Origin of the sequence: Streptomyces stoeckheimensis (assembly GCF_045822005.1) — a bacterium.
Taxonomy (GTDB): Bacteria; Actinomycetota; Actinomycetes; order Streptomycetales; family Streptomycetaceae; genus Streptomyces; species Streptomyces stoeckheimensis.
Genome location: NZ_CP169550.1, coordinates 1,972,553 through 1,995,933 on the forward strand (window position 1 = coordinate 1,972,553; position 23,381 = coordinate 1,995,933).

Genomic DNA, 23,381 nt, shown 5'->3' on the forward strand with positions numbered 1-23,381 from the left:
CAGTACGCGGATGCGGATGCGCTTCGCCCCCCCTCACGGCAGAGGGTCCCGGACGGGGGCCACAGGCGGACCCCGGTGTCCGGCCGGTCGGGGTGTCTAGCAGAATCGGATCCATGTCCAACGCCCCTGAGAACGCCCGGTCCGAGAGCCCGACGGACGCCGAGCGGTTCACGGCGCCGCTCATCACGAACATGCCGATGGCCGGAGACTTCAGTCACGAGGCCATCCAGAGGCTGGGAAATCCGGTGCCGATGCTCGTGATCAACGACGGGACCGAGCTCCTCGAGCTGATGCTCGAGCCGTTCGGGCAGGACTACTGGCTGCGGCCGGGCGAGTCCTTCATGGTCACCTCCTACGGGGAGTGGTCCGACTACCCGTTCGAGACGATCCACGAGCCGAACCTCATCACCGTCTGGGCCACGTCCTGGTTCGCGACCGTCTCCTTCCGGAACGGGGACGAGGTCCCCGGTGGATACCAGCGGCCCGACGGCGAGCATCCGGTCGCGTCCGACCCCGAGGCGTGAGCGTGCGGGGGATCAGGTGGCCGGGGGCGGGCTCGCCCGGCCGCCGCGGCGGCTCCGTACGAAGCGCAGCAGGCGAGTGATCCCGTAGCCGAGCAGCCAGGGCAGCAGCGTGATGCCTCCTACGTACACGGCCAGGTAGCCGAGGAAGTCGTACAGCTGCTCCGGGGCCTCCAGCGCGCCGTCGACCCGTCTCGGGCGGTCCCACCGGCTCAGTGGGAACGTCATGACGGACGCCGAAGTCAGCACCGGCACCAAGGGGACGAGCACCGACCACAGCCGGGCCCGCCGGCCGGGCGCGGAGGCGCACCACGATCCCAGGCCGAGCATGACGAACGGCCCGAACGGCACCCACAGCAACGCCGGGAACAGCAGCAGCACCCACCACTCGTCCGAGTAACCGAACATCATCGCCATCGCCCCCCGTACTCACCTGACCCGGGCGGTCTCCTCACCCCTAGGGCCTGTCGTCAAACTCCTGTCGTCGCCCGAAGGGCGGCCGCGCGGCGTCTGGTGCGTGCTCTCGTCGTGCCGGGCGGAAGCCCGCGTACTGGACGTACTTGGCTTCCGTCCGGTGCGGCGAGAGCGCGTGCCAGGCGTCGCGCGGCAGACGGGAGTTTGACGACAGGCCCTAGGCCAGGTGGTCCAGCAGCCAGGAGGTCTGCGCGGCGGGGATCAGCAGGCCTCCCGGGTCCGCGGGGGCGGTGGTGTCGTCGAAGTCCTCGTCGCGCTGGTCGCCGGCGACGTCACCGGCGACCAGCTTGAGCTTCTGCGGCAACCGCGGCCAACCGCCCAGCACCGCGAGCTCGGTGTCCTCCTCCGGCGCAGGCGCCGTCCCGTTGAAGGAGAAGTACGTTCCGGCGCGGTGGTTCTCCTGGCGGTACTCCGCCGTGGCGAGGGCGTAGCGGACCGCCAGCGCTCCCCTGCCGATGCCGCCGACGGCGAGGGGGGCGGTGCCGGTCTGCTCGGCCGTCGTGCGCCGGAGGGCGTCCACGACCGTGTCCGCCAGGTCGGACAGGGGGGCGGCGCCGTCGTCGAAGCCGACCAGGATCAGGTCGTAGCCACGGGCGCGCACCGCGTCGCCGAACGAGTCGGTGGTGGCGTAGAGGCGGGCCTGGAGCGCGTCCAGGTCCGTCGCCCCGGGGCCGGCCTTGCTGAACAGGAGGAGCGGCTTGACGATGCCCTCGTCGCCCGCGGGAAGGAGTCGCGCGGTTCCGGCGTCGAGCTTCCACTCCTGGTCCGACGATGCCATGGGTCCTCCAGGGGGCGGGTTCACGGAGATGCGGTCGCCGCGTCGGCGCCCGAGCCAAGGGAAGCGGCACGGCCACGGCCGGCGAAAGAGCGAAATCACGCCGTTGGGCCGAGAGTCGATCACGAGTCGACTCAGCTGCCGGGAGCGGACCCGGCCTGCGAGAACGGGCCCGCGCACCCGGTCGGCGCCGGGTGCGGAACCGGCCAACCGGCCTGCTCGCCGTTCCACTTGGCCCGCGAAGCCGACCGGGGCGAGTGGAACGGCGGCGGCCGTCGGCGAACAGGCGCCTGTCGATGCGACAGGGAGAAGCGGCCCGCGGATATCGGTGCTTTCGGACATCGTTCACCATGCAACAACTCGCATGCGATTCCGACATGGAACGATTCCGGGATTGCATTGCCGCGGCTCGATCCGGGAGGAGATCCGGGATGTTTTATGCACCGGCGTTCGCGTACTCGCGGCAAGCCGCGGTGAAGGCCGTAGGGGTGTATTGCCCACCGCGGCCGGAGCGGCGACCGGCGGCGGCGACCGCGTCATCGCAGGTGGCGATGGCCGGCCCCCGGACTCCGGGGCCCGAGCCGGGGCGCGGCCGACCGGCCGGGGACCGCGGATCCGCGGCGGCCCCTCCTCGTTCCGCTTGGACTCATCACAATTCCGGGCAATGTCCGCGAGAGCGCCTCCGTCCCGACTCCCGCGGCCCGAGGCCCGAAACATCCGGGAGCTGGGGAGATGTGAGAGATCACCGGCCCTCCCGTGAAGAACTGCTTAACGAATCGGTGTCGGGAGGGGGCTGCCGACGGCCGGCGCCGGGGTCGGAAAGGCCATGTCAACCCGCAGCCGTAGCAGTCCGGTTGGGCGGATGCGGAGCCATAGTCGGCGTCCCGGCGGCCGAAGATCCGGTGATAGCATCCCGGCATCTGTGATCTTGATTCATTTAGACGCAGATGCTGATTTGGATCGGCGGCATGCTCTCCGCGTAACAGCGGGCGAACCGTGCCGATCAGCTGTGTTGCGGGGCCTCGCGAGGTGTATCTGCAGCCGTCCGCATGGCACGCGCCGGGAAAGGTTTCCATGAATCGAGACGCACTTGTGTGGTGCCTGGTTGCGGTGGCGGCGATAGCCGTGGTCGCGGTCGTGGCACTCGTCGCCCGCAACAGAGCGCTGGGGGCGAAGAAGGAACACACCGAGGCCGAACTCAGGCACCAACTGCTCGCGGCTGAGAGCCACCTGCACGCATCGCGCGCCGAGCTGCACAGGTTCCGGGGCGAGCAGGACGCCACGCTCCGCGAAGCCAAGGAAGCCGCGGAGGAGAACACCAAGGCGGTCCTCAAGGGTGCCGCCAGCCTCCTGCAGAGCCTCGCCGCCGAGCAGACGACGCTCCTGGACGGCATCCAGCGCAAGTACGGCGGACACACCGTCCTCAGCGACCTGTTGGACGTCAACCACGCCAACGCCCAGATGGCGCGCAAGGCTCAGGGCATCGCCGTCATGTGCGGTGCGCCGCTCGGCCGCCGCAACCGGCCCGCCAGCGTCTACGACGTGGTCCGCAGCGCCCAGGGACAGATCCGCAACTTCCACCGGGTCGCCATCATGCAGCAGACCAGTCTCGCCCTGAAGGCGTCCGCGGTCGCGCCCGTCGCCCTCGCCGTGGCGGAGCTGCTCGACAACGCCGCCAGTTTCTCGCAGCACGACGCACCGATCGAGGTCACGTTCCAGCGCGTCCAGAACAACCTGTGCATCGTCATCGACGACGCCGGCGTCAGCATGAACGACGAGGAGCGGCAGCGGGCGACCGCGCTGCTCTCCGGAGAAATCGCCCCTCGCCTGTCGCAGCTCGGAACCCAGCCCAGATTCGGCTTCCCGGTCATCGGCCTGATCGCGCGTCAGCACGGCTTCAAGGTCGACGTCACCGGAGTCTCCCGGTACGGCGGCGTCAGGGCCGTCGTCCTCCTGCCCGAGGAGCTGTGGACCATGGAGGAGATCCCGCCCGTCCAGCCCGTCCCGACCGCCTCGTCCGTCGCGTCCGCCTCGTCCGCCTCGTCCGCCTCGTCCGTGCAGGAGGCTCCGGTCAGCGAGATCCGGCGGGCCGCCGAGAGCCGGCCCGCTCCGGGCGCGACGTCGCGCACGATGCACGGTCTGCCCAAGCGCGGGGCGCGCCAGGCGCCCATCGCGAGCGTTCCCGACCCCGACGCCACCGTGCCGGCGCCCCAGACCTCCGGGGAGACGGGCCGCGCCTCCGGGCGCAGCCTGGGGGCCCTCCAGCGCGGCACGCTCTCCGGCCGCAACCTTGACGCCACCTCGTTCGAAGGGCCCGAAGAGGCATGACCGCTGACCTCTCGTGGATGCTCGAGGACATCGTGCACAACGTGCCCCGTGCACGGCACGCCGTCCTGCTGTCTGCCGACGGCCTTCCCCGCGGAGCGACCGAAGGCCTGGCGGAGAAGGACGTGCGGACCATCTCGGCGGCCATGGCCGGGATGCAGTCGCTCAGCCGGGCGACGGCCCACTTCGCCGGACCGGAGGAAGACCGGCAGTGGAACCAGACCATCGTCGAGTTCTCGCACGGCTGGAGCTTCCTGATCGGGGCGGGGCAGGGCTCCTACCTCGCCGCCGCGGCCGCGCCCGATGTCGACATGCAGCAGATCTCCTTCCGCATGCACCGTCTCGTCGCCCGGCTGGGCAACAACCTCACCTCGCCGCCACGGGTGAACACCGAGGACGCCGGGGATCCGCGCGGGAGCGTGCCCCGGCAGCAGGGCCCCGGTGACGCCGGATTCGTCCTGGGCGAGCTCGACCGGGTGATCTCGGAGGTCAAGGGTGCCCGGCACGCCGTGCTGCTGGGATCGGACGGGCTTCCCCGCGGGGCCACCAAGGGGATGAGCCGGGACCTCGCGGACACGATCTCCGCGGCCATGACGGGCATCCACGCCTACAGCCGGGTCACCTCCCAGTTCGCGGGGGCCGTAGAGGACCCGGAATGGCGTCAGACGGTCATCGAGTTCCAGCACGGCTGGATCTTCCTGATGGCGGCCGGCCCCGACACCCTCCTGGCCGCCGCCGCCGAGCACGATTGCGACATCGAGCAGTTCACCACGCGTCTGCACGAGGTGGTTCCCAGACTGACCGCACCGGCACCAGCGAGGGCGACCGCGGCACCGGGGAAGGGAACGGCACATGTCTGACGGACACGAACCGGACGAAGAGCTGGAACTGACCTCTCCGTTAGTCCCCCTCTTCGTGATCACGAACGGGCGGGCGCTGCCCCCGGACCACGAGTACGAGCACACGACGCTCGTGACGGCGGCGGCGGACATCGGACAGGTGGCAGCCCGCACGCTGTCCCCGGAGGCGGGCCGGGTCATGGACCTGGTCGCGAACGGCTTCCTGTCCGTGGCCGAGGTGGCGGGGCACACGCACCTGCCCCTGGGCGTCGTCCGCATCCTGTTGGCGCAGTTGGAGGAGGACGAACTCATCCTCGCGAGGACACCGATACCGCGCGCCGAACGTGTCGACAGAGAACTGGTCAGCGCCGTGCTCGAGGGCCTGAAGAATCGATTCGGAGCGTAACGCGTGTACCTGGATCCAGATGTCTCCCATGCGGTGAAGATCCTCATCGTGGGGCATTTCGGGGTCGGCAAGACCACCTGCATCGGCAGTCTCTCGGAGATCGAGCCCCTGCGGACCGAGGAGGAGATCACCGAAGCCAGCGTGGGTTTCGATGATCTGTCGGGTGTGCCCGACAAGACGACCACCACCGTCGCCATGGACTTCGGCCGGCTGACCCTGAGCGACACCCTGGTGCTCTACCTCTTCGGAACGCCCGGCCAGGAGCGCTTCAAGGAGATGTGGGAGGAACTCTCCCGGGGTGCTCTGGGCGCGCTGGTCCTCGTCGACCCGGAGCGCCTGCACGAGTCCTTCCCCGTCCTGGACCTCGTCGAACGTTTCGGCCTGACGTACGCCATCGCCGTGAACCACTTCGAGGGCACCACGCACTACCCGCTCGACGAGGTGCACGAGGCCCTGAACCTCAGCGCCGAGACCCCTGTCGTGGAGTGCGACGTACGGGACCAGAACTCCTCCGCGCGGGCCCTCATCACCCTCGTGAAACACCTCATGTCCCAACTCGGCTAGGAGCGCAGGAATGCAACAGCCACGTGACCCGCACGAGATACCCCCCGGCTGCCCCGCGCACGGGAACGTCCAGATGTACGGCCCTTCGTTCGGAGCCGACCCCGACAGCCACTACGCACAGCTGCGTGCGTACGGCCCCAGCGCGCCCGTGGACATCGCCCCCGACGTCGAGGTCGAGCTCGTCACGAGCTACGACGCCGCCCTGTACATCCTGCAGAACCCCGCCTCCTTCGTACGCGACTCCCGCCGCTGGAACGCGCTGAACGAAGGCCGCGTACCGGCCGACAGCCCGGCCCTGCCGATGATGAGCTACCGCCCCAACGCCCTTCTCAGCGACGGCGCCGCGCACGCCCGACTGCGGCGGGCCGTCACGGACAGTCTCGCCACGGTCAACGAGCACCAGCTCATCCGGCAGACCCAGCAGTCCGCCAACTACCTGATCAGCCAGTTCAGTACCGACATCCGCGGCCATGCCGAGCTGATGGCCGAGTACGCCCAGCCGCTGCCCCTGCTGGTCTTCAGCGAGCTCTTCGGCTGCCCGCCCGAGATCGGCGACCGCGTGATCGCCGGGATCAGTGGCCTCTTCGAGGGAACCCCCGGGTCCGACGAGGTGCTCGGCGGGGCGCTCATGGAGCTCATCGCCCTCAAGCGACGGCGCCCGACGGACGACCTGACGACGCGCCTGATGGAACACTCGGCCGAGCTGAGCGACGAGGAGGTGATGCACCAGCTGGTCACCCTGCTCTCCGGCGGCACCGCACCGCTGGCCGCGGCCATCGGCACCAGCACCGCCCTGTACCTCGGAGAGGACTGGCAGCTCGGGCTCCCGGTCGAGGACGCGATCTCCCAGACCCTCTGGAACTACGCACCGATCTCCAACTACGCGGCCCACTACCCGACGCACGACGTCGAGCTCGGCGGCAGGGTGATCCGGGCGAACGACCCGATCCTCGTCTCGTTCGCCGCGGCCAATACCGACCCGAAGCTGACCGAGCACCGGGAACAGCTCAGCGCGAAGGCGCACTTGGCCTTCGGGGCTGGCCCGCACGCCTGCCCCGCCAAGGACCCGGCCTTCATGATCGCCGTGACGGCCGTCGAGACGCTGCTCAACCAGCTTCACGACGTGGAGCTGCGCGTCCCGTTCAAGTCGCTCACCTGGGCGCCGATTCCGTGGAGCCGCTCGCTGGTCACCCTCCCGATCCGTTTCACCCCCAAGGCCGTCGCGCAGGGTGCCGGGTCGGCCGCGTCGGCCGGATCCGGCGCTTCCGCCTGGTCGGCGGGGTCGACCGGGGGCCAAACGCCCCAGCAGCAGGCATCCGCCCCCGCGCCCTCCCACGCCGACCCCTCGGGTACGCACGCCCCTGCCGCGCCGCAGCCCAAGGGCGGCCTGTTCAGCCGCTTCCTGGCCTGGACCAGGGGCGAATGAGGAATCTGTGATTCAGGTAGCACCCTGAGCACTCAGCGGTAGCGGACGCCCTGACGACCATGAGGGCCTGACCCATGACCGCCGGGCGTCCGCTTCCCTCTTCTCCCGTCCGCGGACGGCCGGAGGGCAGGCCAGCCCCCTTCCCGATGTACGCCGAACTCCGCGCGCGGCGAGGTCGTGCCCGCTCCCCGGGGCCGCTTCGCCGCGGCGGACTTCGCCGCCTGCGACCAAGTCCTGCGAAGACACGTGTGGTTGGAGCCCGAACAGGACGACGGACGTCTCCCTTCTCGACTCCCGCCTCCTGGCCGCCTCGCTGCACCAGCACACGGGGCTGAGACGGCAGGGCACCCGGGCACGTCGCCTCGGTACCATCCTGCACTCGGCAGAAGAAGGAAGTCTTTCGTGAGCAGCAGCGGTTCCGCCGGGCGGGTCCAGCCGTCCCGGCCCGGCGATCCGGGGAGGATCGGCCCGTACCGGGTCATCGGCCGGCTCGGTGCGGGCGGCATGGGAACCGTCCATGCCGCTCTCACCCCGGACGGGGTGAAGGTGGCGGTGAAGGTCATCCACCCGGCGCAGGCCGAGGACCCGGAGTTCCGGGCCAGGTTCCGCCGCGAGGTCGCCCTGTCGTCCCGGGTCCAGGGCCCCTGCCTCCTGCCGCTGCTCGCCGCCGACCCGGAAGCCGCCGCCCCGTGGCTTGCTTCGGAGTTCGCGCCCGGTCCGACGCTGAGCGAGCACCTGGCCGCTCTCGGCCCGCTCACGGGCGGCTCCCGGCACGCCTTCGCCACCGGTACCGCGCAGGCGCTGGACGCGATCCACCGGGCGGGGGTGGTGCACCGGGACGTGAAGCCGCAGAACGTCATCCTCAGCCCGTCCGGGCCCCGGGTCCTGGACTTCGGCATCGCCCACGCGGTCGACGGCACGTCGGTGACCCGTACCGGCGTCATGACCGGCACTCCCGGCTGGATCAGCCCCGAGCAGTACCGCACCGGGACGGCGGGGCCGGCCGGGGACGTGTTCGCCTGGGGCGCGCTCGTCGCCTACGCCTCGACGGGGCGGCTCCCGTTCGGCACGGGAGCCCCCGACGTGGTCGCCTTCCGCGTCATGGCGGGCGAGGCCGACCTCACCGGCGTACCCGAAGGGCTCCGGGAGATCGTGGAGCGGGCCCTTTCCAAAGAGCCCGGCGACCGGCCGACGGCAGCCGAGGCGGCCAGCGCGTGCGCAGCCCTGCTGTCCGCGCAGGGCACCCAGGTTCTCGCACCCGGTGGCGCGCCCACCCTGGTCGGCGACCTCATCGCCGCCGAGTGGCACATGCCCGCGCCGGACGACCCGTCGTGGTGCGCCCCGGCCGCCGCGTCCCGGACCCGGACCCTGGCTGCCGTGGCCGTGGCCGCGGCCCTGGTGGGCGGACTGGGCGGCGGCATCGCGGCGTTCGTCACGAACGAGGACGGCGGCGGACCGCGCGGCGCGACCCGGGCGGCATCGGCGACGGCGACGGCAGCCGCGACGGGGACGCATCCGGCGCCGGGCAGCAGCGCGAGCCCGGCCGGGAGCGCCGCGCGCCAGGGCGGGCCCGCGAAGGAGACCGGGACCGGTTCGGCGGAGGCCTCCATCGCCACGTGGAGGGAGTCCCGCCCCGGCCGGACGGCGGCCGAGACCGACACCTACGGAGCGATGGGCACGGGATCCTGGCTGGACCCCGTGTCCTATCCCGACGCCGAGAACGGCACCCTCACCTTTCACCAGGAGCGGAAGGAGGTGTACGTCGCCATGGGCGGCAGCGGCCTTCCTCCCGTAGCGGTCCAGGAGATCGCCCAACTGGCCTGCCTGGGACTGCGGGACCTCGTCCGCAGCTATCCCGACTACCCCTACACCGACTACGTGATCGTGGACACCGCGCGCGCGGGCGGACCCGGGATCGTGTGGGAGGGCGACTTCCGCACCAACCCCACCTGCACCACCTCCGTGACCCAGAGCACCGGTGACTGGCGTCCCGGGCAGCCCGGCCTGGCGCGGGCCCAGGTCCCCAGCAGCAACCGCGAGGAGATCCGCGTCGCCACCGACGCCGTCGCCGGCATCTTCGCTCGGTGGTCCGACGGCTCCCTCGGCCACCACAACACGAGCGCCGGATACGACCCTGAGGGCGGCGCCCTGTACGTGTGGGTGAAGAGGCCCGACTGGGACGGTGCCACGCGCGAGAGCTGGGCCCGTATCGCCGCTTCCGCCGTGTGCCGGAGCCTGCGCGCGCAAGCCGCCGGCTCCGCGAACTGGCCCTACACCCGGTGGGCCGCCGTCATCACCGCCGAGGACGGCACGGCCCGGGAGTTCATGTCCTCGGGCACCCTCGCGGACTGCCCTGCCTGATCACCGGCCGAGGGCCGTGATCCGTTCGAGGATCTCCGCGTAGACGGAGCGTTTGTCGGGGCGGGCGTGCACGGCGGCGCGCCTGAGCGCCGGGACCGCCGGGGCGCCCATGACGACGAGTCCCTCGGCCGCGGCCCTGCGGACGACGGGGTGGGAGTGCTCCAGGAGGCCGGTCACCGCGGGGATCGCGGGTGCCCAGGTCGCGTGGCAGAGGATACGGATCGCCGTGCGCACCAGGTCCGGCTGGGGGTCGTGCAGCAGGATCGAGGTGTGGTGGAGGTGGGTCTGGCGGTCCAGCACGGCCCGTGAGGTCCGGTGGGCGTGCAGGCGGACCTTGGGCTTGGGGTGGTGCAGCAAGGTGCCGATCAGGTCCCGCAGGCCGGGGTCCGGGTCCGCGTCCGGGCCGCTGTGCCCCTCGGCGAGCCGCGTGAGTGCTTGGCGTACCTGTACGGGGTCGCCCGTACGGGCCAGCTCCAACAGCTGCTGCCGGGAGGGGGATCGGTACGCCGCCGTGGACGCGGCCGGGCCGCGGCCGCGGAGCGCCGCCAGCGCGTCGGCGTCCTGCTGCACGGTGTCCGGGCGGCGCAGCGGACCGTCCACGAGGTTCAGGGTGTCGGCGAGGTCGTCGCGTCCTTCGGCGCGCAGCCGCCGGCAGGTCCGCGTCAGCGCGGGCGTGCGCAGCAGGGGACGCCCGCCGAGCAGGTCGAGGAACCCCCAGGCACCGGCGTCGAGCCGGTCCGCGAGCCGCTCCGCCAGCACGTCGGCGGGGACCCGGCGCAGCGCCTGCCCGGCCGCGGAGCTGCCCGACGCCGGGTCGTGCTCCCACCATGCGAGCAGCAGCGGGACCAGCGGCTCCAGATCCGACGGGTCGAGCTCGCTCGCCACGAGGGCGACCCTGTCGTGCAGGATGCCGTCCCCGCGGAGTTCTTCCTCGTCGATCGCGCTCAGGGCGCGAGCCAGGCCGTCGCCGACGGGTACGTCGACGCCGCCCCGGAGGAACGCGCGGAGCACGGGGAGCCCGCACTCGAGCTCGGGCCATGCGAGGAGCGCGAGGGCCGCGGTGTGCCGGCGGTCCGGCGCAGGCGCCTGCAGCATGGCCAGCAGGCGGTCCCGCAGTGCCGCCGAACGGGGCTGGTCGAGGTCGTCGATGCGCACGGTCCGGGGGTGCGGTGCCTTGGCGCGAGCGGTTTCGGCGATGGTCCACGGGGGTGCGTCGAGGGGCTGGATCTCCGTCATCCAGTCGACGAGGGCGACGCGGACCTCGGGTCCGGCCGAGGCGTGGACGTCGATCAGCGCGGCGAGACGGTCCCGGGAGCCTTCGCCTTGGTCTTGGTCTCCGTCGTACTGGCGGCAGCGTCGGCGGAACTCCTCCAGGGCGCCCGGTGTGCGCACGGCGGCCTCCAGCTCGGCGCGCCAGGCTTCGGCCCGGGCTTCGGCCTCGGCCTGCACGGTGGCCTCGGTGGTCGCGGGAGACCGCGAGGCGGCGAACGCGTCCCTCAGTACAGCCGTCTCGGCCTGTCGCGGGCCGGCTCCCAACCGGGCCGAATCCAAGGCCTGTTCGAGGTCCGCGCGGACCAGTACGGCGCCGAGGCTCCGCAGCAGCGTCAGTGTGGACGGGCCGTCCGCGGGGGCGCGGGGCAGTGCGCGTACCGCCACCGCGACGGCCCTCTTCTCGACCGCGGGCAGGGTCGGTGCGATCGCTTCGAGTACCGCCATGAGGCCGTGCCGGTCTTCCACCGGGGCCTCGGCGAGCCCGTCGAGCAGGACCGCGGTGGACCGGGCGAAGGCCGCCAGTTCCCCGGCCGTCCACGGCGCGGGGCAGAGCCGGAGCGTGAGCCGCAGGACGGCAGCTCGCTCGGCGGGTTCGGAGGCGGCCAGGCGCAGCCAGTCCGGCAGCAGGTGCCGTAGCTCCCGCAGTCGGAAGGAACGCAGCGGCTCGTGTCGCGCGGTGAGGCGCAGCGCGGTCGGGGCGTGCCAGCCCGCCGCCGCCAGGGCGTCGACGTCGCGCTGCGCTCCGGTGTCCGCCGCCGACCGGGGTGCGGCGGCCGTGGTGATCCCGTGCCGGGCCAGGGCCGTGGACAGGTCCTCGACCGTCCCGGAGGCGAGGCCGACGCGACCGCTCGCCACCAGCGCGAGCAGGGTCGGGGCGACCCGTGACGCCTGCTCGTCCAGGGCGAGGACCGAGCGCACCGGCAGAGCGCCGTCGAGGCCTGCCAGCAGCAGTTCGCGGGTACGGCCGTGGTCGCTGTGCTCGGCTGCCGCGAGGACGGTCGCCGGGTACGCCTCGCCGAGGACGGCGCGCAACGCCTCGATGAGGGTGCCGCGCAGGCCCGGATTGTCATGGTGTCCGAGCCAGAAGAGCAGCGCCGGTACCGCCACGGGCGTGCCCGCGCCGACCAGGACCTGCGCGGCGGTCTTCTTGACGTTCATGTTCGGGTGGCCGAGACATGCGGCGATCGCGGTGGCGGCCCAGCGGGCCCGCGCGTGGCCGAGGGCGAGGAGCGCCTGCCGGACGGTCTGGATGTCCTGGGCGGCGGTCAGCGTGATCAGCGTCGCCGACAGGGCCTGCGCATCGTCCCCGGTGGCCTCGCGGGCGAGGAGCGCGATCACGTGCTTGCGCACGTGCCGGTCGCGGTGCCGGAGCAGGCGGTGCACTCGCGCACGGGTGCCCGCGTAGGGGGCTCGGAGCAGGAGTTCGAGCAGGACCGCCTGTTCGCCGCTCGACAGTCCGGGCCGGTCCAGCAGATCGAGCGCCAGGGTCGCGACGAGAGCGTGCCCCGCCTCCTGTGGGGTCTGCGCGTCGAGCAGGCAGGCCGGCCTGATGCGTCCCCGCTCGTGGAGCCGGCGGCCCAGGCCGTGTACGGCGTCCAGGATCTCCTGGGGGACCGCAGGCTCCCCGGGATGCTGTCGGGCCGGCTCCCATGTCTGCGGTTCGGCCTGCTGTACGCCGTCGAGGCGCGGGGCGGCCGCGCCCGGTTCCCGGGACGCCGCCAGCTCGGCCACGACGCGCAGCAGCAGGTCCGCGATGACCGGCAGCGTGCCCGCGCCGCCGTGTGCGGCCAGTCGGCACAGTGCGGCCACCGGCTGGTCCGGGTCCAGATGGGAGCTCAGGAGGGCGAGTTCCCGCTCGTCCGGCCCGCCGAGGTCCGACGCGATGCGCGTCGGCAGATCGGTGGGATCGAGGCGGACGAGAAGGGCACGCCGCCCTGTCGGATCGTCCGTCAGGTGCCACAGCACCTCGAGCGCACGGTGGCGTACGGCGCGGAGATGCGGTGCGATCCCTCCCGCGCCGTCCTGTGTCCCTCCCGCGCCGTCCTCCGTCCCTCCCGCGCCTCCGTCCGTCCCTCCCGCGAGGAGCCCGAGCCCTTCCCTCAGCGCCGCCGTCGTCCGGTGCCCGCCGATGGCTTCCAGGGCCTCCAGGGCCGCTGCGGGCGCCGAGGGCAGGAGGGCGATCACGGCGTCCTCGGCATCCGCGTGGCGCAGCGCACGGATGGCGTCGAGGAACGGTCCCGGCGCGGGAGCCGAGGGGAGGATCCGGGTGACGGCGTCCCCGATCTCCAGGTCCTGCGCCCCTTGTTCGGCCAGGGCGACAAGCAGGGCGAGCCGGCGCGGCCAGCTCGGGTCGCCCGCGGCTGCGTCGACCAGGACGCGGAGCGTCTCGTGGCGGCAGGTGAACAGGATCGTCGCGACCTCGTGGGGCGGAATCGAGTGATCGGCCAGCGCCAGGCCGATGACGGACGGGACGTGCGGAGCCTCGGGGAAGTGCCCGCGCCGGTGGAGCCCGCGCAGGCAGGTCACGGCGGGTGCTCCGAACAGCAGCGGGTCCTGTGCGGCGATCTCCGTCAGTGCGCCGATGTCGCCGCGGTCCGCCAGATCGCCGAGCCGTTCCATCGCCGGTCGGCGAAGGCGCGGTGGAAGATCCGGATCGTCGATGACCTGCCGGAGCAGGCCGCGGTGTCCGTGGTGGGCCGCGGCCGTGAGTGCGGCATCGGCGGTCCCGGGCCGGGTGCTCGCCGATGCAGTGGCGAGGAAGGGCGGCAGCCGCCCCGCCGGCAGGGGCTCCAACGTCGCCCAGGGCTCGGCGAGTTCCTCCAGCGCGGCGGCGACGACGGCCGGGCTGCCGCTGCCGAGGAGCCCCATCACGTGGGCGCGTACCCGTACGGGGGCCAGCAGGCCGGCGTGCAGTGCCTGCCGGGCCAGCCGCAGTCCCTCCCCCTGCACCACCGGGTCGCCGCTGCCCACCAGCTCGTCCACGAGCTGCTCGGGCCGGTGTGCGCCGGTGGCGGTCGTCTCCCGCAGGGCCTGGTAGAGCAGTTCGCCGGGGGGCTCCTTCCGGATCACCGCGGGCTCGTTCAGGATCTCGGCGCGCAGCCAGGCGATCCGTACCCGCACCGGCAGCGAGGCCGTACGCCACGACGGCCGGCGGTTCCCCGGGAGATACGGGCCGAGCCGTTCGTAGAGCCGGGCCAGGAGGAGCGCCTCCTCCGGCGCGCCCTCCACCGGCGCGCCCTCCACCGACACCGGCAGCAGCTCCGCGAGCTCGGCCATCTCGCGCTCGTCGCCCGTCCGGCCCGAGGTGACGCGCTCGGCGAGCAGGGCCAGCCCCAGGTACCGCAGTCGGGAATCCTCGTGCCGGACGAGGAGTTCGAAGGCGGCCGGCGGGCAGACCTGCGGGTCGAGGTGGCGGGCCAGCCAGTCGAGGTCGGCTCGACGCACGGCGTCGTGGAGGGGCTTGTCTGCCGGCATCGTCATCTTCGGATGCTAACCGGGACGTTCCCGGCGCCACCACCGTGTTTCCGCCCGCCCGGGCCTCCTCCGCGACCACCGCCCTGATGCGGTCAGATCCAGCCCCGCCTGGCCGCGATGACTCCCGCCTGGAAGCGGTTCGCCGCGCCCAGTTGGTCGTGCAGGCGGCTCATCCGGCGTCGCATGGTCCGCACCGACCAGCCCAGCTGGCGCGCTATCGCCTCGTCCTTCAACCCGCTGACCAGCAGGGCGAGGAGCAGCCGGTCCTCTTCACCGGGTTCCGCGGAGTCCTCGCCGGGTCCCGTCGGTTCCGGTGGCGCGAGCAGCGGGGTCGCCAGGGTCCAGCACAGTCTCCAGTAGTCCGTCAGCGCGTCCAGCAGTGAGGACGGGCGGATCACCGCCGCGCGCACGTCCGTCAGGTCCAGCGACAGGGGCATCAGCGCGAGTGCGTCGTCCGCGATGGCCGGTTTGATCCGCAGGCCCGGCAGGACCCGCGCCTGCTCCCCCTGGGCCACCAGCCGCCGGATGTCGTCCAGCACCCCCGGCCACTCCAGCGCCTCCGGGGCGTACACCGCGCGGTACGTCAGCCCGCCGCGCATCGCCGTCTCCTCCACCGGGTTGGCGGTGGTCAGTGCGTAGGGCGGCCGGTCCAGGGTACGGACCTGCTGCTTCGCCTCCTGTTGGAGACGTACGAACCAACGGCCCAGCGCCTCCCGGCCGGAGACGATCTCGACCTCCTTGGCGTCGCCTCGCCGGGCCGCCTCGAAGAGTCCGGCGAGCTCGCCGGCGGCCGACCGTACGCGGCCCAGTGCCACCGTGCGCTCCTGGATCAGCGCCTCCACCGCGTGCTGCGGGTCGATGGCCGCGTAGCGCCGCCGGGGGCCGGAGAGCCGCCCGACCAGCCCGCGGTCGTGCATCCGGTCGAGGGCGCGCGCCACCCGCTCGGAGCCCACGGCGAGTTCGCCCGCCAGCTCGCCGGGCGCGGCCGCCTGCCGGGCGAGCAGCGCGCGGTAGACCTGTTCGTCGAAGGCGTCGATGCCGACGGCCTCCAGCTCCTGGGACATGCGGGCCATCCTGGCCCACCTGTGCCAGCGGCAGCAATGGGCCACGGGGAATCGTTGCCCTATCCGGACCGGGCCGCATTAGGTACCGCCTATGGGTCACTCACACCGAAGAACTGTGCATACGGGCCTGGTGGCCGCGGTGCTCGGCGGACTGCTCGTCTCGGTCCCGCCCGCCGTCGCCGCCCCCGAGTCCGCGGGCCACGGCACGCAACGGGTCATCGTCGAGTTCGAGGGCGCCGCGGCGCTGGAGGCCGCGTCCGGCTCCGCGCGGCACGCCACGGGCGAGCGGAGCGCCAAGGAATCCGAGGCCGCGAAGGACGCGAGGGCGGCCGAGGTGACGGCGGCGCGCAAGAACCTGACCGGCAGGCACGACGCGTTCCTGGCGGAGGCGAAGGGCGCCGGCGTCACCGCCACGTCCGTACGCCGGCACACCCTGCTGCTCAACGCCGTGGCCATGACCGTCGGCGCCGGCGACCCGGCGAAGCTGCGCAAGCTGCCGGGGGTGAAGGCCGTCAGCGCCGCCGGCACCTCGCGCGCCCTGGACGCCGACGCGAACGGGGTCGTGGGCAACCCGGCCCTGTGGGCCCAGGAGGACCCCGGCGGCGTCAAGGTCACCGGCAAGGGCGTCACCGTCGCCGTGATCGACACCGGGGTCGACTACGGCCACCCCGATCTGGGCGGCGGCTTCGGTGAGGGCCACAAGGTCGTCGGCGGCTGGGACTTCGTTGACAACGATGCCGACCCGATGGACGACAACGGCCACGGCACCCATGTCGCGGGCATCGTCGCGGGCAAGCCGGCCGCGGCCGGGGGCGTCACCGGCGCCGCGCCGGACGCCGAACTGCTGGCGTACAGGGTGCTCGGCGCGAACGGCAGCGGCGACGACTCCGGCATCATCGCGGCCATCGAGGCGGCGGTCGACCCGGCCAATCCGCACCGCGCCGACATCATCAACATGAGCCTCGGCAACGGCGCGGGCACCGCGAGCGACCCGCTGTCCCGGGCCGCGTCCGCGGCCGTCGACGCCGGCGTCCTGGTCTTCGCCGCGGCCGGCAACTCCGGTCCCGGCTACTGGACCGTCGGCTCCCCGGCCGCCGCTCCCGGTGTCATCGCCGTCGGCGCCTCCACCAGCGGGATACGGCTGCCCGTGCTCAAGGCGTCGGGCGAGACCCTGCAGAGCTACCGCGGCGGACGCTCCGCCAACCCGCCGGCTCCGCCAACCCGCCGGCCGGGGAGGTGACCGCCGGGGTGGTCGGCATCGGCATGGGCACCGCGGAGGACTGGGCGAAGGCGGGCGACGTGAGCGGCAAGGTCGTGCTGTACGCGATCCCGCCGGCCGTGAACCCGTACGACGTGTGGCCCGAGGAGCTCGAAACCTGGCGCGAGGCCGAACGGCGCGGCGCCGCCGCCCTGGTGGGCGGTGTCGGCGGCGGAGGCGGCGGCCCGGTCGTGTTCGGCGGCAAGAGCCGTACGAACCCGCTCCGGCCGCAGCGCGAGCAGGCGCCCGCCCGCAGCGGGGCCGCCGCCCGGAGCGAGGTCCTGTTCGGTGCCACGCCCGCGGAGTCCGGCGACTCCCTGCGCCTGGACCGGCTCGTCGTGACCGGCGTGGACCACGAGACGGGGCAGCGGCTCGCCGCGCTGGCCGAGTCCGGCGGCGAGCTGGTGCTCGGCGGCCGCGACTCCACCGACGAGATGGCCTCGTTCTCCTCCCGCGGCCCGGACTCCGAACGGCTCGGCCTCAAGCCCGAGATCGTCGCCCCCGGCGTCGAGATCCTCTCCACCGTGCCCAAGGCCGTGGAGCCCACGGGCTACCGGCGGATGTCCGGCACCTCGATGGCCTCGCCGCTCGCCGCGGGCTCGGCGGCGCTGCTGCGCCAGCTGCACCCGGACCGCCCCGCGGACCGGCTGCGCGCCGAGGTGATCGGTTCCGCGAAGCCGCTCGACGGGCCCGAACCGCAGGCGCAGGGCAGCGGCCGGCTCGACACCGCCGCCGCGGCGCGGGCCGGGCTGTACGCCTCCCCCGCGACCGTCTCCTTCGGCCTGGCGCACATGGACCAGCCGAAGGTCACCGGCAGCCGGGAGGTCACCCTCCACAACACCGGCAGCGCGCCGGTCGGCGGCAAGGTGACCGTCACCGGCCCCGCGACCGTCACCCCGGACCACGTCGTCATTCCGGCGGGCGGCACCGCGAAGGTCACGCTGACCGTCGCGCGCGACCGGCCCGACGTCACGGACTACGCCACCAACTACCTGAGCGGCCGCGTCACCGTCACCCCCGAGAAGGGCCGGGCGCTCACCGTTCCGTACCTGATGGCGGCGATCCCGCTGTACGTCGACCCGGCCGAGGACCCGTCCAACGACGGCTCCACCACCGTGTACGTGTACAGCCCGACGCCGCTCGCCGCACCGCCGGTGCTGACGGTCACCCCGCCCAAGGGCAAGGCCTACACCAAGGCGACGGCGCCCACCTCGGACCCGTTCTACTACCGGGCCGATTTCACCGGTCTCGGATCGGGCGTCCACACGATGACCGCCCGCGCGACCACCTCCACCGCGGTGCGCCAGTACGGCACGGGCGCCGTCGAGGTGACCCTCACGGCGCCCAAGGCGAAGAACTGGAAGGCCGTCGGCCCGAACAGCGCCGTGGGCACCACCCAACTGGCGCCGGGCGCCCCGGACCAGGCCGTGATGACCCTGGGCACCCGCCCGGGCGCCTGGCTCACCACCGACGGCGGCAAGAGCTGGCAGCAGCGCGGCCACACCCCGGTCAGCAACGCGCTGACCGAGCCCTCCCTGGTCATCGATTCCCGGGATCCGAAGCGCTGGTGGGAGGCCGTGGTCAGCGCCCACCCGTCGGCGTTCCCGGAGGGCGGCGTGCTGATGCGCACCGAGGACAGCGGCCGCAGCTGGGAGCGGACGGCCGGTCCGCCGGCCCCGATCACCCAGCTGAGCGCCGATGCCCGCACCCGCGTCCTGCTCGCCGCGTCCGACTACACCGGCGAGCGGTTCGTCAGCCGGGACCGGGGCGCCACCTGGACGCCGGTGGACCTCACGGGGATCACCGGCTACGTCGCCAAGAGCGTGATCGGCGGCGACGACCTGTACCTCTGGGCCGGCCAGGCGATCTGGGTGATCCGCGACTTCGTCACCGGCTCCCCCGAACCCGCGCGGAAGGTCTTCCAGGCCACACCGCGCGTGCAGCTCGTCGGCGGCTTCGACGCCGACGGCGCGCTGCTCGCCATCAAGGTGCAGGGCCAGAACTCGGGCCTGTACGTGAGCCGTGACGGCGGCCGCAGCGTCGAGAAGACCAGCCGCACCTTCAGCGGCCTGGTCGACGTCTCCGGCGGCGACATCTACCAGGACGACCTGAGCGGCACCGGCGCGCTGAGCCGCGACGGCGGCCGTACGTGGGCCACGTCCGCGCAGCCCGTGCCGGGTTCGGTGGTCTACGACTACGACCGCTGGGCCGACGGTTCCCACACGATCGGCTCCGGCGCGGCCGGTCTCTTCCGCTCCACCCGGGACGGCGGCTACCGCCGGATCGGCGTCCAGGGCGAGTCCGTTCCGGCGCTGGCGGCCTTCGGCGACCAGCTCCTCGCCGGCACCTCGGTCGGCACCTACCGCACCACGGTGCCCGCGGCGAGCCCCGAGTGGGGTGCGGCGGAGCGCGAGGGCACGACCGGTACCCATGTCGTCGGGTTCCAGCCGTCCGCGGCAGACCCGAAGTCCGGCTGGCAGCTGGTCAATCACCTCTACGACGTGGTGCTGCAGAAGACCACGGACGCCGGCCGGACCTGGTCGGACGTCGCCACCCGCGAGGCGAACGGAACCGCGTTCCTGGTCGACCCCGCGAACCCGGACCGGATGGTGATCTCGTACAAGAGCTCCAGCTCGGCGGGCCTTTACACCACCACCGACGGCGGCGCCCACTGGAAGACCTACGACCAGGGCCGGTACTACGACACCCTCGTGGCCGACCCCGGCAAGCCCGGGCGGATCTGGGCCGGCGGCTCGTGGGGCCTGTCCTACTCGGACGACTTCGGGGCCACGATGCACCAGGTGTCCGAAGCCGAGGTGCACGCCGTCCAGTTCACGGCGGGCGCCATGGTCACGGGCGGTCAGGCGATCCGGGTCAGCAAGGACGGCGGCACGACCTTCACCAAGGCCGACACCGGCGCCCTGCGGATCAGCGTCTCCAGCCTCCTCCGGGTCGGCAACACCCTCTACGCGGGCACCAACACCCGCTGGACGGACTTCACCCCCACCGGCGGGCGCGGCGTACTGCGCTCCACCGACGGCGGGCTGACCTGGCAGAACATCTCCCGCTCGATGCCGAACAAGGACGTCCTGTCCCTGGCGGCCTCGCCCGACGGCCGGTACCTCTTCGCCGGCGTCGACCAGGGTGGCGTCCACCGCCTGGAGTTGGACGACTGAGGCCGGGGCCCTCGCGGTCCGGGCGACGATCCGGGCCCTGACGCTCCGGGCCGGTGCGGCCGCCGTACGACGAGGCGACCGCACCGGCCCGCTTCCGGGGTCGGCGCGATCTTGACAAGTCTTCATGGGCATGACACCAGTGGGGCTTGCACCACTCCCACTCCCGTCAGCGGCACCACACCCCGAAGGGGGCGATCAGCGCATGCCCAGGCCTGAGAGCGCGGAACACGACTACGACGTCGTCATCAGCGGAGCCGGCCTCGCCGGCAGTGCCGCGGCGATCCTGCTCGCCCGGCGCGGTGTCCGCGTCGCCCTGCTGGAACGCCGCTCGGACCCCGAGGCGTACAAGGTGCTGTGCACCCACTCCATCACGGCCAACGCCTATCCGGTCCTGGACGAGCTCGGCCTCGTACCCGCCCTGGAGAAGGCCGGAGCCGTGCACAACACGGCGCGCTGGTACACCCGTTGGGGCTGGATCGAGCCGAAACCGGCTCCGGGCGGACCCGAGTTGCCGTACGCGTACAACGTCCGGCGCAGCACCCTCGACCCGTTGATCAGGTCCCGTGCCGCGCAGACCCCGGGCGTCGATCTGCTCCTCGGCCACCAGGTCAGCGGAGTGGTCCGGGAAGGCGGACGGACCGTTGGGGTGCGCGCGTCGACGCCGCAGGGCGAGCGCGAGATCCGGGCCCGGCTGGTGGTCGGCGCCGACGGCAAGGACTCGGCCGTGGCCAAGCACGCCGGGATGCGCACCTGGACGCATCAGAACAACCGCTTCGGCTACCTTGCCCACTTCCGCAACCTGCCGCTCCGCGACGGCATCGGTCACACCTGGTTCCTCGAGCCCGACATGGCCTACGCGTTCCCGAACGACGACGGGGTGACCGTCCTCGCGGTGCTCCCGGACAAGAAGCGGCTGCCGGAGTTCCGCGAGGACCTGGAGGGCAGCTTCGCCGCCTTCGTCCGCGCCCTGCCCGAGGCGCCGGCGATCGACTCCGCCGAGCGCGTCTCGAAGATCATCGGGACGGTCGACTACCCGCTCCACATGCGCAAGCCCACCGCACCGGGCCTCGCGCTGATCGGCGACGCCGCCCTGACCGGCGACCCCCTGTGGGGAGTGGGATGCGGGTGGGCCCTGGAGTCCGCGCGATGGCTGGCGGAGGCGGTCGCCCCGGCCGCGGCCGGCCGGGGGGACCTCGGCAGATCGCTCAAGCGGTACGCGCGCAAGCACCAGCGCAAACTGAGCGGTCACCAGACGCTGGCGATCGACTTCGCCAAGTCCCGTCCGTTCAACGGCGGGGAGGAGCTGGTGTTCGCGGCGGCGGCGCGCGACGCGGCCATGGCGCGGCACATGCACCTGTTCGCGTCCCGGCTGATCGGCCCGGTGCGCTTCCTGAATCCCGTGATCCTGGCCAAGGCCTCGCTCATCAACATCAGACACCGCTGGGCGGACGAGGACTGAGGTCGACCCGTACCGGCCGAGGTCAACCCGCCCCGGCCGCGGCCCCGTCGCGGCCGGGCAGCAGGACGCGGACCGTGAGCCCGCCGCCCGCACGGGGCGTGGCCACGATCTCGCCGTGGTGCGTCTCGCTGATCGCCCGGACCACGGCGAGCCCGAGCCCGAAGCCGCTGCCCCGCTCCCGGCCCTGGTGAAACGGCGCGAACAGGGCGGGCACCTCCTCGGGCGGCACGACGTCGCCGGTGTTGGAGACCTCCAGGAACATCCGGTCGCCCACCGTGCCGGTCGCGATCACGGCGGTCCCGCCGGGATGGTTGTGGCGCACCGCGTTGGCCAGCAGGTTGAGTGCGACCTGCCGGAGCAGCGCGGGGTCCCCGTCCACCGGCGCGTCCGCCGCGTCGAGCGTGACCTGGCGCGCGCGGGCCGTCGAGGCGCTGCGCGCCGTGGGCCTCGGGCACCGGCTGGACCACCGGCCCGACCAGCTCTCGGGCGGCGAGAAGCAGCGCGTGGCGATCGCCCGCGCACTGATCGGACGACCGGCGCTGCTGCTCGCCGACGAGCCCACCGGAGCACTGGACAGCGTGTCCGGCGCCGCCGTGGTCGAGCTGCTGAGCACCCTGAACGCGAACGGCACCACGGTGGTGGTCATCACCCACGACCGTGCGCTGGCCGCTTCGTTCCCCCGGCGGGTCGGCATCCAGGACGGCCGGATCGAGTTCGACGAACGTCTCCCGGAGCCCGCTGGAGCCCACCCATGAGGACCCGTACCCGAACCCGTACGCATACCCGTACGCGGCCGCCGCGCAGTCGGCTGCGCCCCATGGACCTGCTGCGCCTGGGCATGATCGGGCCGCGGACGCGCAAGCTGCGTACCGCCCTGTCCGCGCTGGGCATCTCGCTGGGCATCGCCGCCGTGGTCGCGGTCACCGGCATCTCGAACTCCAACCAGCAGCACCTGCTGGCACGGCTGGACCAGCTCGGCTCCAACCTGATCACCGTGGCCCCCGGCAAGGGGCCCGACCAGCAGCCGGTACCGCTCCCGCTCACCGCGGAGAAGATGCTCTCCGCCATCGCGCCCGTCCAGCTGACCACGGCCACCGGGGCCACCGGGGCCCAGGTGTACCGCAACGACCTGGTACCGGCGCAGCAGACGGGGAGCCTCACCGTGCTGGCCGCGCGCCTCAACCTGCTGGAGGTGCTGCGGGCCGAACTGCACAGCGGGCAGTGGCTGGACGCCGCGAGCGAGAACCTCCCGGTGACCGTGCTCGGCGGCCAGGCCGCCCAGCGCCTCGCCGTCACCGGACCGGGCGAGCGGGTGTGGCTGGGCGGACAGTGGTACCAGGTGCTCGGCATCCTCGCCCCGAACGAGCTCGCGCCCGAGCTGGGCACGGCGGCCCTGGTCGGCTGGCCCCAGGCGGTCGCCCACCTGGGGGCCGACGGCAGCGCCGCGACCGTCTACCTGCGGTCGTACTCCGAACGCGTGCCGCAGGTCCAGGCGGTGGCCGCGGCCAGCGCGAACCCCGGCAGCCCGACCATGGTCGCGGTGAGCCGGCCCTCCGATCTCCTGCTGGCCCGCACCGAGACGGAGAACAGCCTCACCGCGCTCGTACTCGTCCTGGCCGGCGTGGCGTTGCTGGTGGGCGGCGTCGGGATCGCCAACACCGTGGTCGTCGGCGTGAGGGAACGCCGCGGCGAGATCGGGCTGCGCCGCGCGCTGGGTGCCCGGGGCGGCCAGATCTCGGCGCAGTTCCTGCTGGAGGCCGTGCTGATGGGGTTCATCGGCGGCGCGGGCGGACCGCTCCTGGGCAGCCTGACCGTGTACGGCTACGCGCTGGTCCAGGGCTGGCCGGCGGTCATCCCGCTCTACACCCTGGTCGCCGGCCCCACGGTCTCGGTGGTGGTGGCCGCGCTCGCCGGGCTCTACCCCGCGCTGCGGGCCGCCCGCGCCTCCCCCACGGACGCCCTGCGTTCGGCGTGACGCCTGCGGATC

The 23,381-nt window shown here is 73.0% G+C and carries 16 protein-coding genes and 1 pseudogene; 12 read left to right on the forward strand and 5 right to left on the reverse strand.

All coding sequences use genetic code 11. The annotated features are described in order from the left end of the window. Window positions 1–113: 113 nt before the first annotated feature. Window positions 114–524, forward strand: a complete 411-nt coding sequence (locus ACE1OC_RS09275) for a hypothetical protein (protein WP_407836601.1) — start codon at window positions 114–116, stop codon at window positions 522–524. Window positions 525–536: 12 nt separating this feature from the next. On the opposite strand, the gene ACE1OC_RS09280 is transcribed toward ACE1OC_RS09275, so the two are convergent. Together ACE1OC_RS09280 and ACE1OC_RS09285 are read right to left on the reverse strand one after the other, a co-directional pair. Continuing rightward, window positions 537–938, reverse strand: a complete 402-nt coding sequence (locus ACE1OC_RS09280) for a hypothetical protein (protein WP_407836602.1) — start codon at window positions 936–938, stop codon at window positions 537–539. Between the two features lie 214 nt (window positions 939–1,152). Then, window positions 1,153–1,773: a hypothetical protein gene (locus ACE1OC_RS09285; RefSeq protein WP_407836603.1), complete on the reverse strand. Its 621-nt coding sequence runs from the start codon at window positions 1,771–1,773 to the stop codon at window positions 1,153–1,155. A gap of 1,071 nt (window positions 1,774–2,844) precedes the next feature. Here ACE1OC_RS09285 and ACE1OC_RS09290 point away from each other — a divergent pair. From ACE1OC_RS09290 to ACE1OC_RS09315, 6 genes are all read left to right on the forward strand, one after another. Then, entirely contained in the window at window positions 2,845–4,098 is a 1,254-nt protein-coding gene (locus ACE1OC_RS09290; RefSeq protein ID WP_407836604.1) for an ATP-binding protein, read from the forward strand. Next, a complete protein-coding gene (locus ACE1OC_RS09295) occupies window positions 4,095–4,955 on the forward strand; it encodes a roadblock/LC7 domain-containing protein (protein ID WP_407836605.1) in 861 nt (286 codons plus the stop codon). Before ACE1OC_RS09290 ends, ACE1OC_RS09295 begins: the two co-directional genes overlap by 4 nt. Continuing rightward, window positions 4,948–5,340, forward strand: coding sequence for a DUF742 domain-containing protein (locus tag ACE1OC_RS09300; RefSeq protein WP_407836606.1), 393 nt, complete (start codon window positions 4,948–4,950; stop codon window positions 5,338–5,340). The genes ACE1OC_RS09295 and ACE1OC_RS09300 overlap by 8 nt, the downstream gene beginning before the upstream one ends. Window positions 5,341–5,343: 3 nt before the next feature. After that, window positions 5,344–5,904, forward strand: coding sequence for a GTP-binding protein (locus tag ACE1OC_RS09305; protein WP_407836607.1), 561 nt, complete (start codon window positions 5,344–5,346; stop codon window positions 5,902–5,904). 10 nt (window positions 5,905–5,914) lie between these two features. After that, window positions 5,915–7,330, forward strand: a complete 1,416-nt coding sequence (locus tag ACE1OC_RS09310; RefSeq protein WP_407836608.1) for a cytochrome P450 — start codon at window positions 5,915–5,917, stop codon at window positions 7,328–7,330. A gap of 402 nt (window positions 7,331–7,732) precedes the next feature. After that, on the forward strand, window positions 7,733–9,691 hold the full coding sequence (locus ACE1OC_RS09315; RefSeq protein ID WP_407836609.1) for a serine/threonine-protein kinase: 1,959 nt from the start codon (window positions 7,733–7,735) through the stop codon (window positions 9,689–9,691). On the opposite strand, the gene ACE1OC_RS09320 is transcribed toward ACE1OC_RS09315, so the two are convergent. Together ACE1OC_RS09320 and ACE1OC_RS09325 are read right to left on the reverse strand one after the other, a co-directional pair. Next, window positions 9,692–14,443, reverse strand: a complete 4,752-nt coding sequence (locus tag ACE1OC_RS09320) for a HEAT repeat domain-containing protein (RefSeq protein ID WP_407836610.1) — start codon at window positions 14,441–14,443, stop codon at window positions 9,692–9,694. It lies immediately after the preceding gene. 86 nt (window positions 14,444–14,529) lie between these two features. Further along, window positions 14,530–15,501, reverse strand: a complete 972-nt coding sequence (locus tag ACE1OC_RS09325) for a helix-turn-helix domain-containing protein (protein WP_407836611.1) — start codon at window positions 15,499–15,501, stop codon at window positions 14,530–14,532. A gap of 115 nt (window positions 15,502–15,616) precedes the next feature. On the opposite strand from ACE1OC_RS09325, the gene ACE1OC_RS09330 reads away from it, so the two are divergent. From ACE1OC_RS09330 to ACE1OC_RS09340, 3 genes are all read left to right on the forward strand, one after another. Beyond that, window positions 15,617–16,741: a S8 family peptidase gene (locus ACE1OC_RS09330; protein WP_407836612.1), complete on the forward strand. Its 1,125-nt coding sequence runs from the start codon at window positions 15,617–15,619 to the stop codon at window positions 16,739–16,741. Beyond that, a complete protein-coding gene (locus tag ACE1OC_RS09335) occupies window positions 16,738–19,935 on the forward strand; it encodes a S8 family serine peptidase (protein WP_407836613.1) in 3,198 nt (1,065 codons plus the stop codon). The genes ACE1OC_RS09330 and ACE1OC_RS09335 overlap by 4 nt, the downstream gene beginning before the upstream one ends. A 202-nt stretch (window positions 19,936–20,137) precedes the next feature. Next, on the forward strand, window positions 20,138–21,394 hold the full coding sequence (locus tag ACE1OC_RS09340) for an NAD(P)/FAD-dependent oxidoreductase (protein WP_407836614.1): 1,257 nt from the start codon (window positions 20,138–20,140) through the stop codon (window positions 21,392–21,394). Between the two features lie 22 nt (window positions 21,395–21,416). Here ACE1OC_RS09340 and ACE1OC_RS09345 read toward each other — a convergent pair whose 3' ends face one another. After that, window positions 21,417–21,773, reverse strand: coding sequence for a sensor histidine kinase (locus ACE1OC_RS09345; protein ID WP_407836615.1), 357 nt, complete (start codon window positions 21,771–21,773; stop codon window positions 21,417–21,419). Window positions 21,774–21,804: 31 nt separating this feature from the next. Between ACE1OC_RS09345 and ACE1OC_RS09350 the strand changes: the two are divergent. Together ACE1OC_RS09350 and ACE1OC_RS09355 are read left to right on the forward strand one after the other, a co-directional pair. Continuing rightward, window positions 21,805–22,149, forward strand: a pseudogene (locus ACE1OC_RS09350) (ABC transporter ATP-binding protein); the annotation flags it as partial. Next, window positions 22,146–23,369, forward strand: coding sequence for an ABC transporter permease (locus ACE1OC_RS09355; RefSeq protein ID WP_407836616.1), 1,224 nt, complete (start codon window positions 22,146–22,148; stop codon window positions 23,367–23,369). The pseudogene ACE1OC_RS09350 and the gene ACE1OC_RS09355, both read left to right, overlap by 4 nt. Window positions 23,370–23,381: the final 12 nt, after the last annotated feature.

Excerpts from the sequence above, each read along its gene's own strand:
- ACE1OC_RS09340 (WP_407836614.1), top strand. The coding sequence starts at position 20,138 with ATGCCCAGGCCTGAGAGCGCGGAACACGACTACGACGTCGTCATCAGC.
- ACE1OC_RS09295 (WP_407836605.1), top strand. The coding sequence starts at position 4,095 with ATGACCGCTGACCTCTCGTGGATGCTCGAGGACATCGTGCACAACGTG.
- ACE1OC_RS09320 (WP_407836610.1), bottom strand. The coding sequence starts at position 14,443 with ATGACGATGCCGGCAGACAAGCCCCTCCACGACGCCGTGCGTCGAGCC.
- ACE1OC_RS09290 (WP_407836604.1), top strand. The coding sequence starts at position 2,845 with ATGAATCGAGACGCACTTGTGTGGTGCCTGGTTGCGGTGGCGGCGATA.
- ACE1OC_RS09300 (WP_407836606.1), top strand. The coding sequence starts at position 4,948 with ATGTCTGACGGACACGAACCGGACGAAGAGCTGGAACTGACCTCTCCG.
- ACE1OC_RS09280 (WP_407836602.1), bottom strand. The coding sequence starts at position 938 with ATGGCGATGATGTTCGGTTACTCGGACGAGTGGTGGGTGCTGCTGCTG.
- ACE1OC_RS09275 (WP_407836601.1), top strand. The coding sequence starts at position 114 with ATGTCCAACGCCCCTGAGAACGCCCGGTCCGAGAGCCCGACGGACGCC.
- ACE1OC_RS09355 (WP_407836616.1), top strand. The coding sequence starts at position 22,146 with ATGAGGACCCGTACCCGAACCCGTACGCATACCCGTACGCGGCCGCCG.
- ACE1OC_RS09325 (WP_407836611.1), bottom strand. The coding sequence starts at position 15,501 with ATGTCCCAGGAGCTGGAGGCCGTCGGCATCGACGCCTTCGACGAACAG.
- ACE1OC_RS09310 (WP_407836608.1), top strand. The coding sequence starts at position 5,915 with ATGCAACAGCCACGTGACCCGCACGAGATACCCCCCGGCTGCCCCGCG.
- ACE1OC_RS09285 (WP_407836603.1), bottom strand. The coding sequence starts at position 1,773 with ATGGCATCGTCGGACCAGGAGTGGAAGCTCGACGCCGGAACCGCGCGA.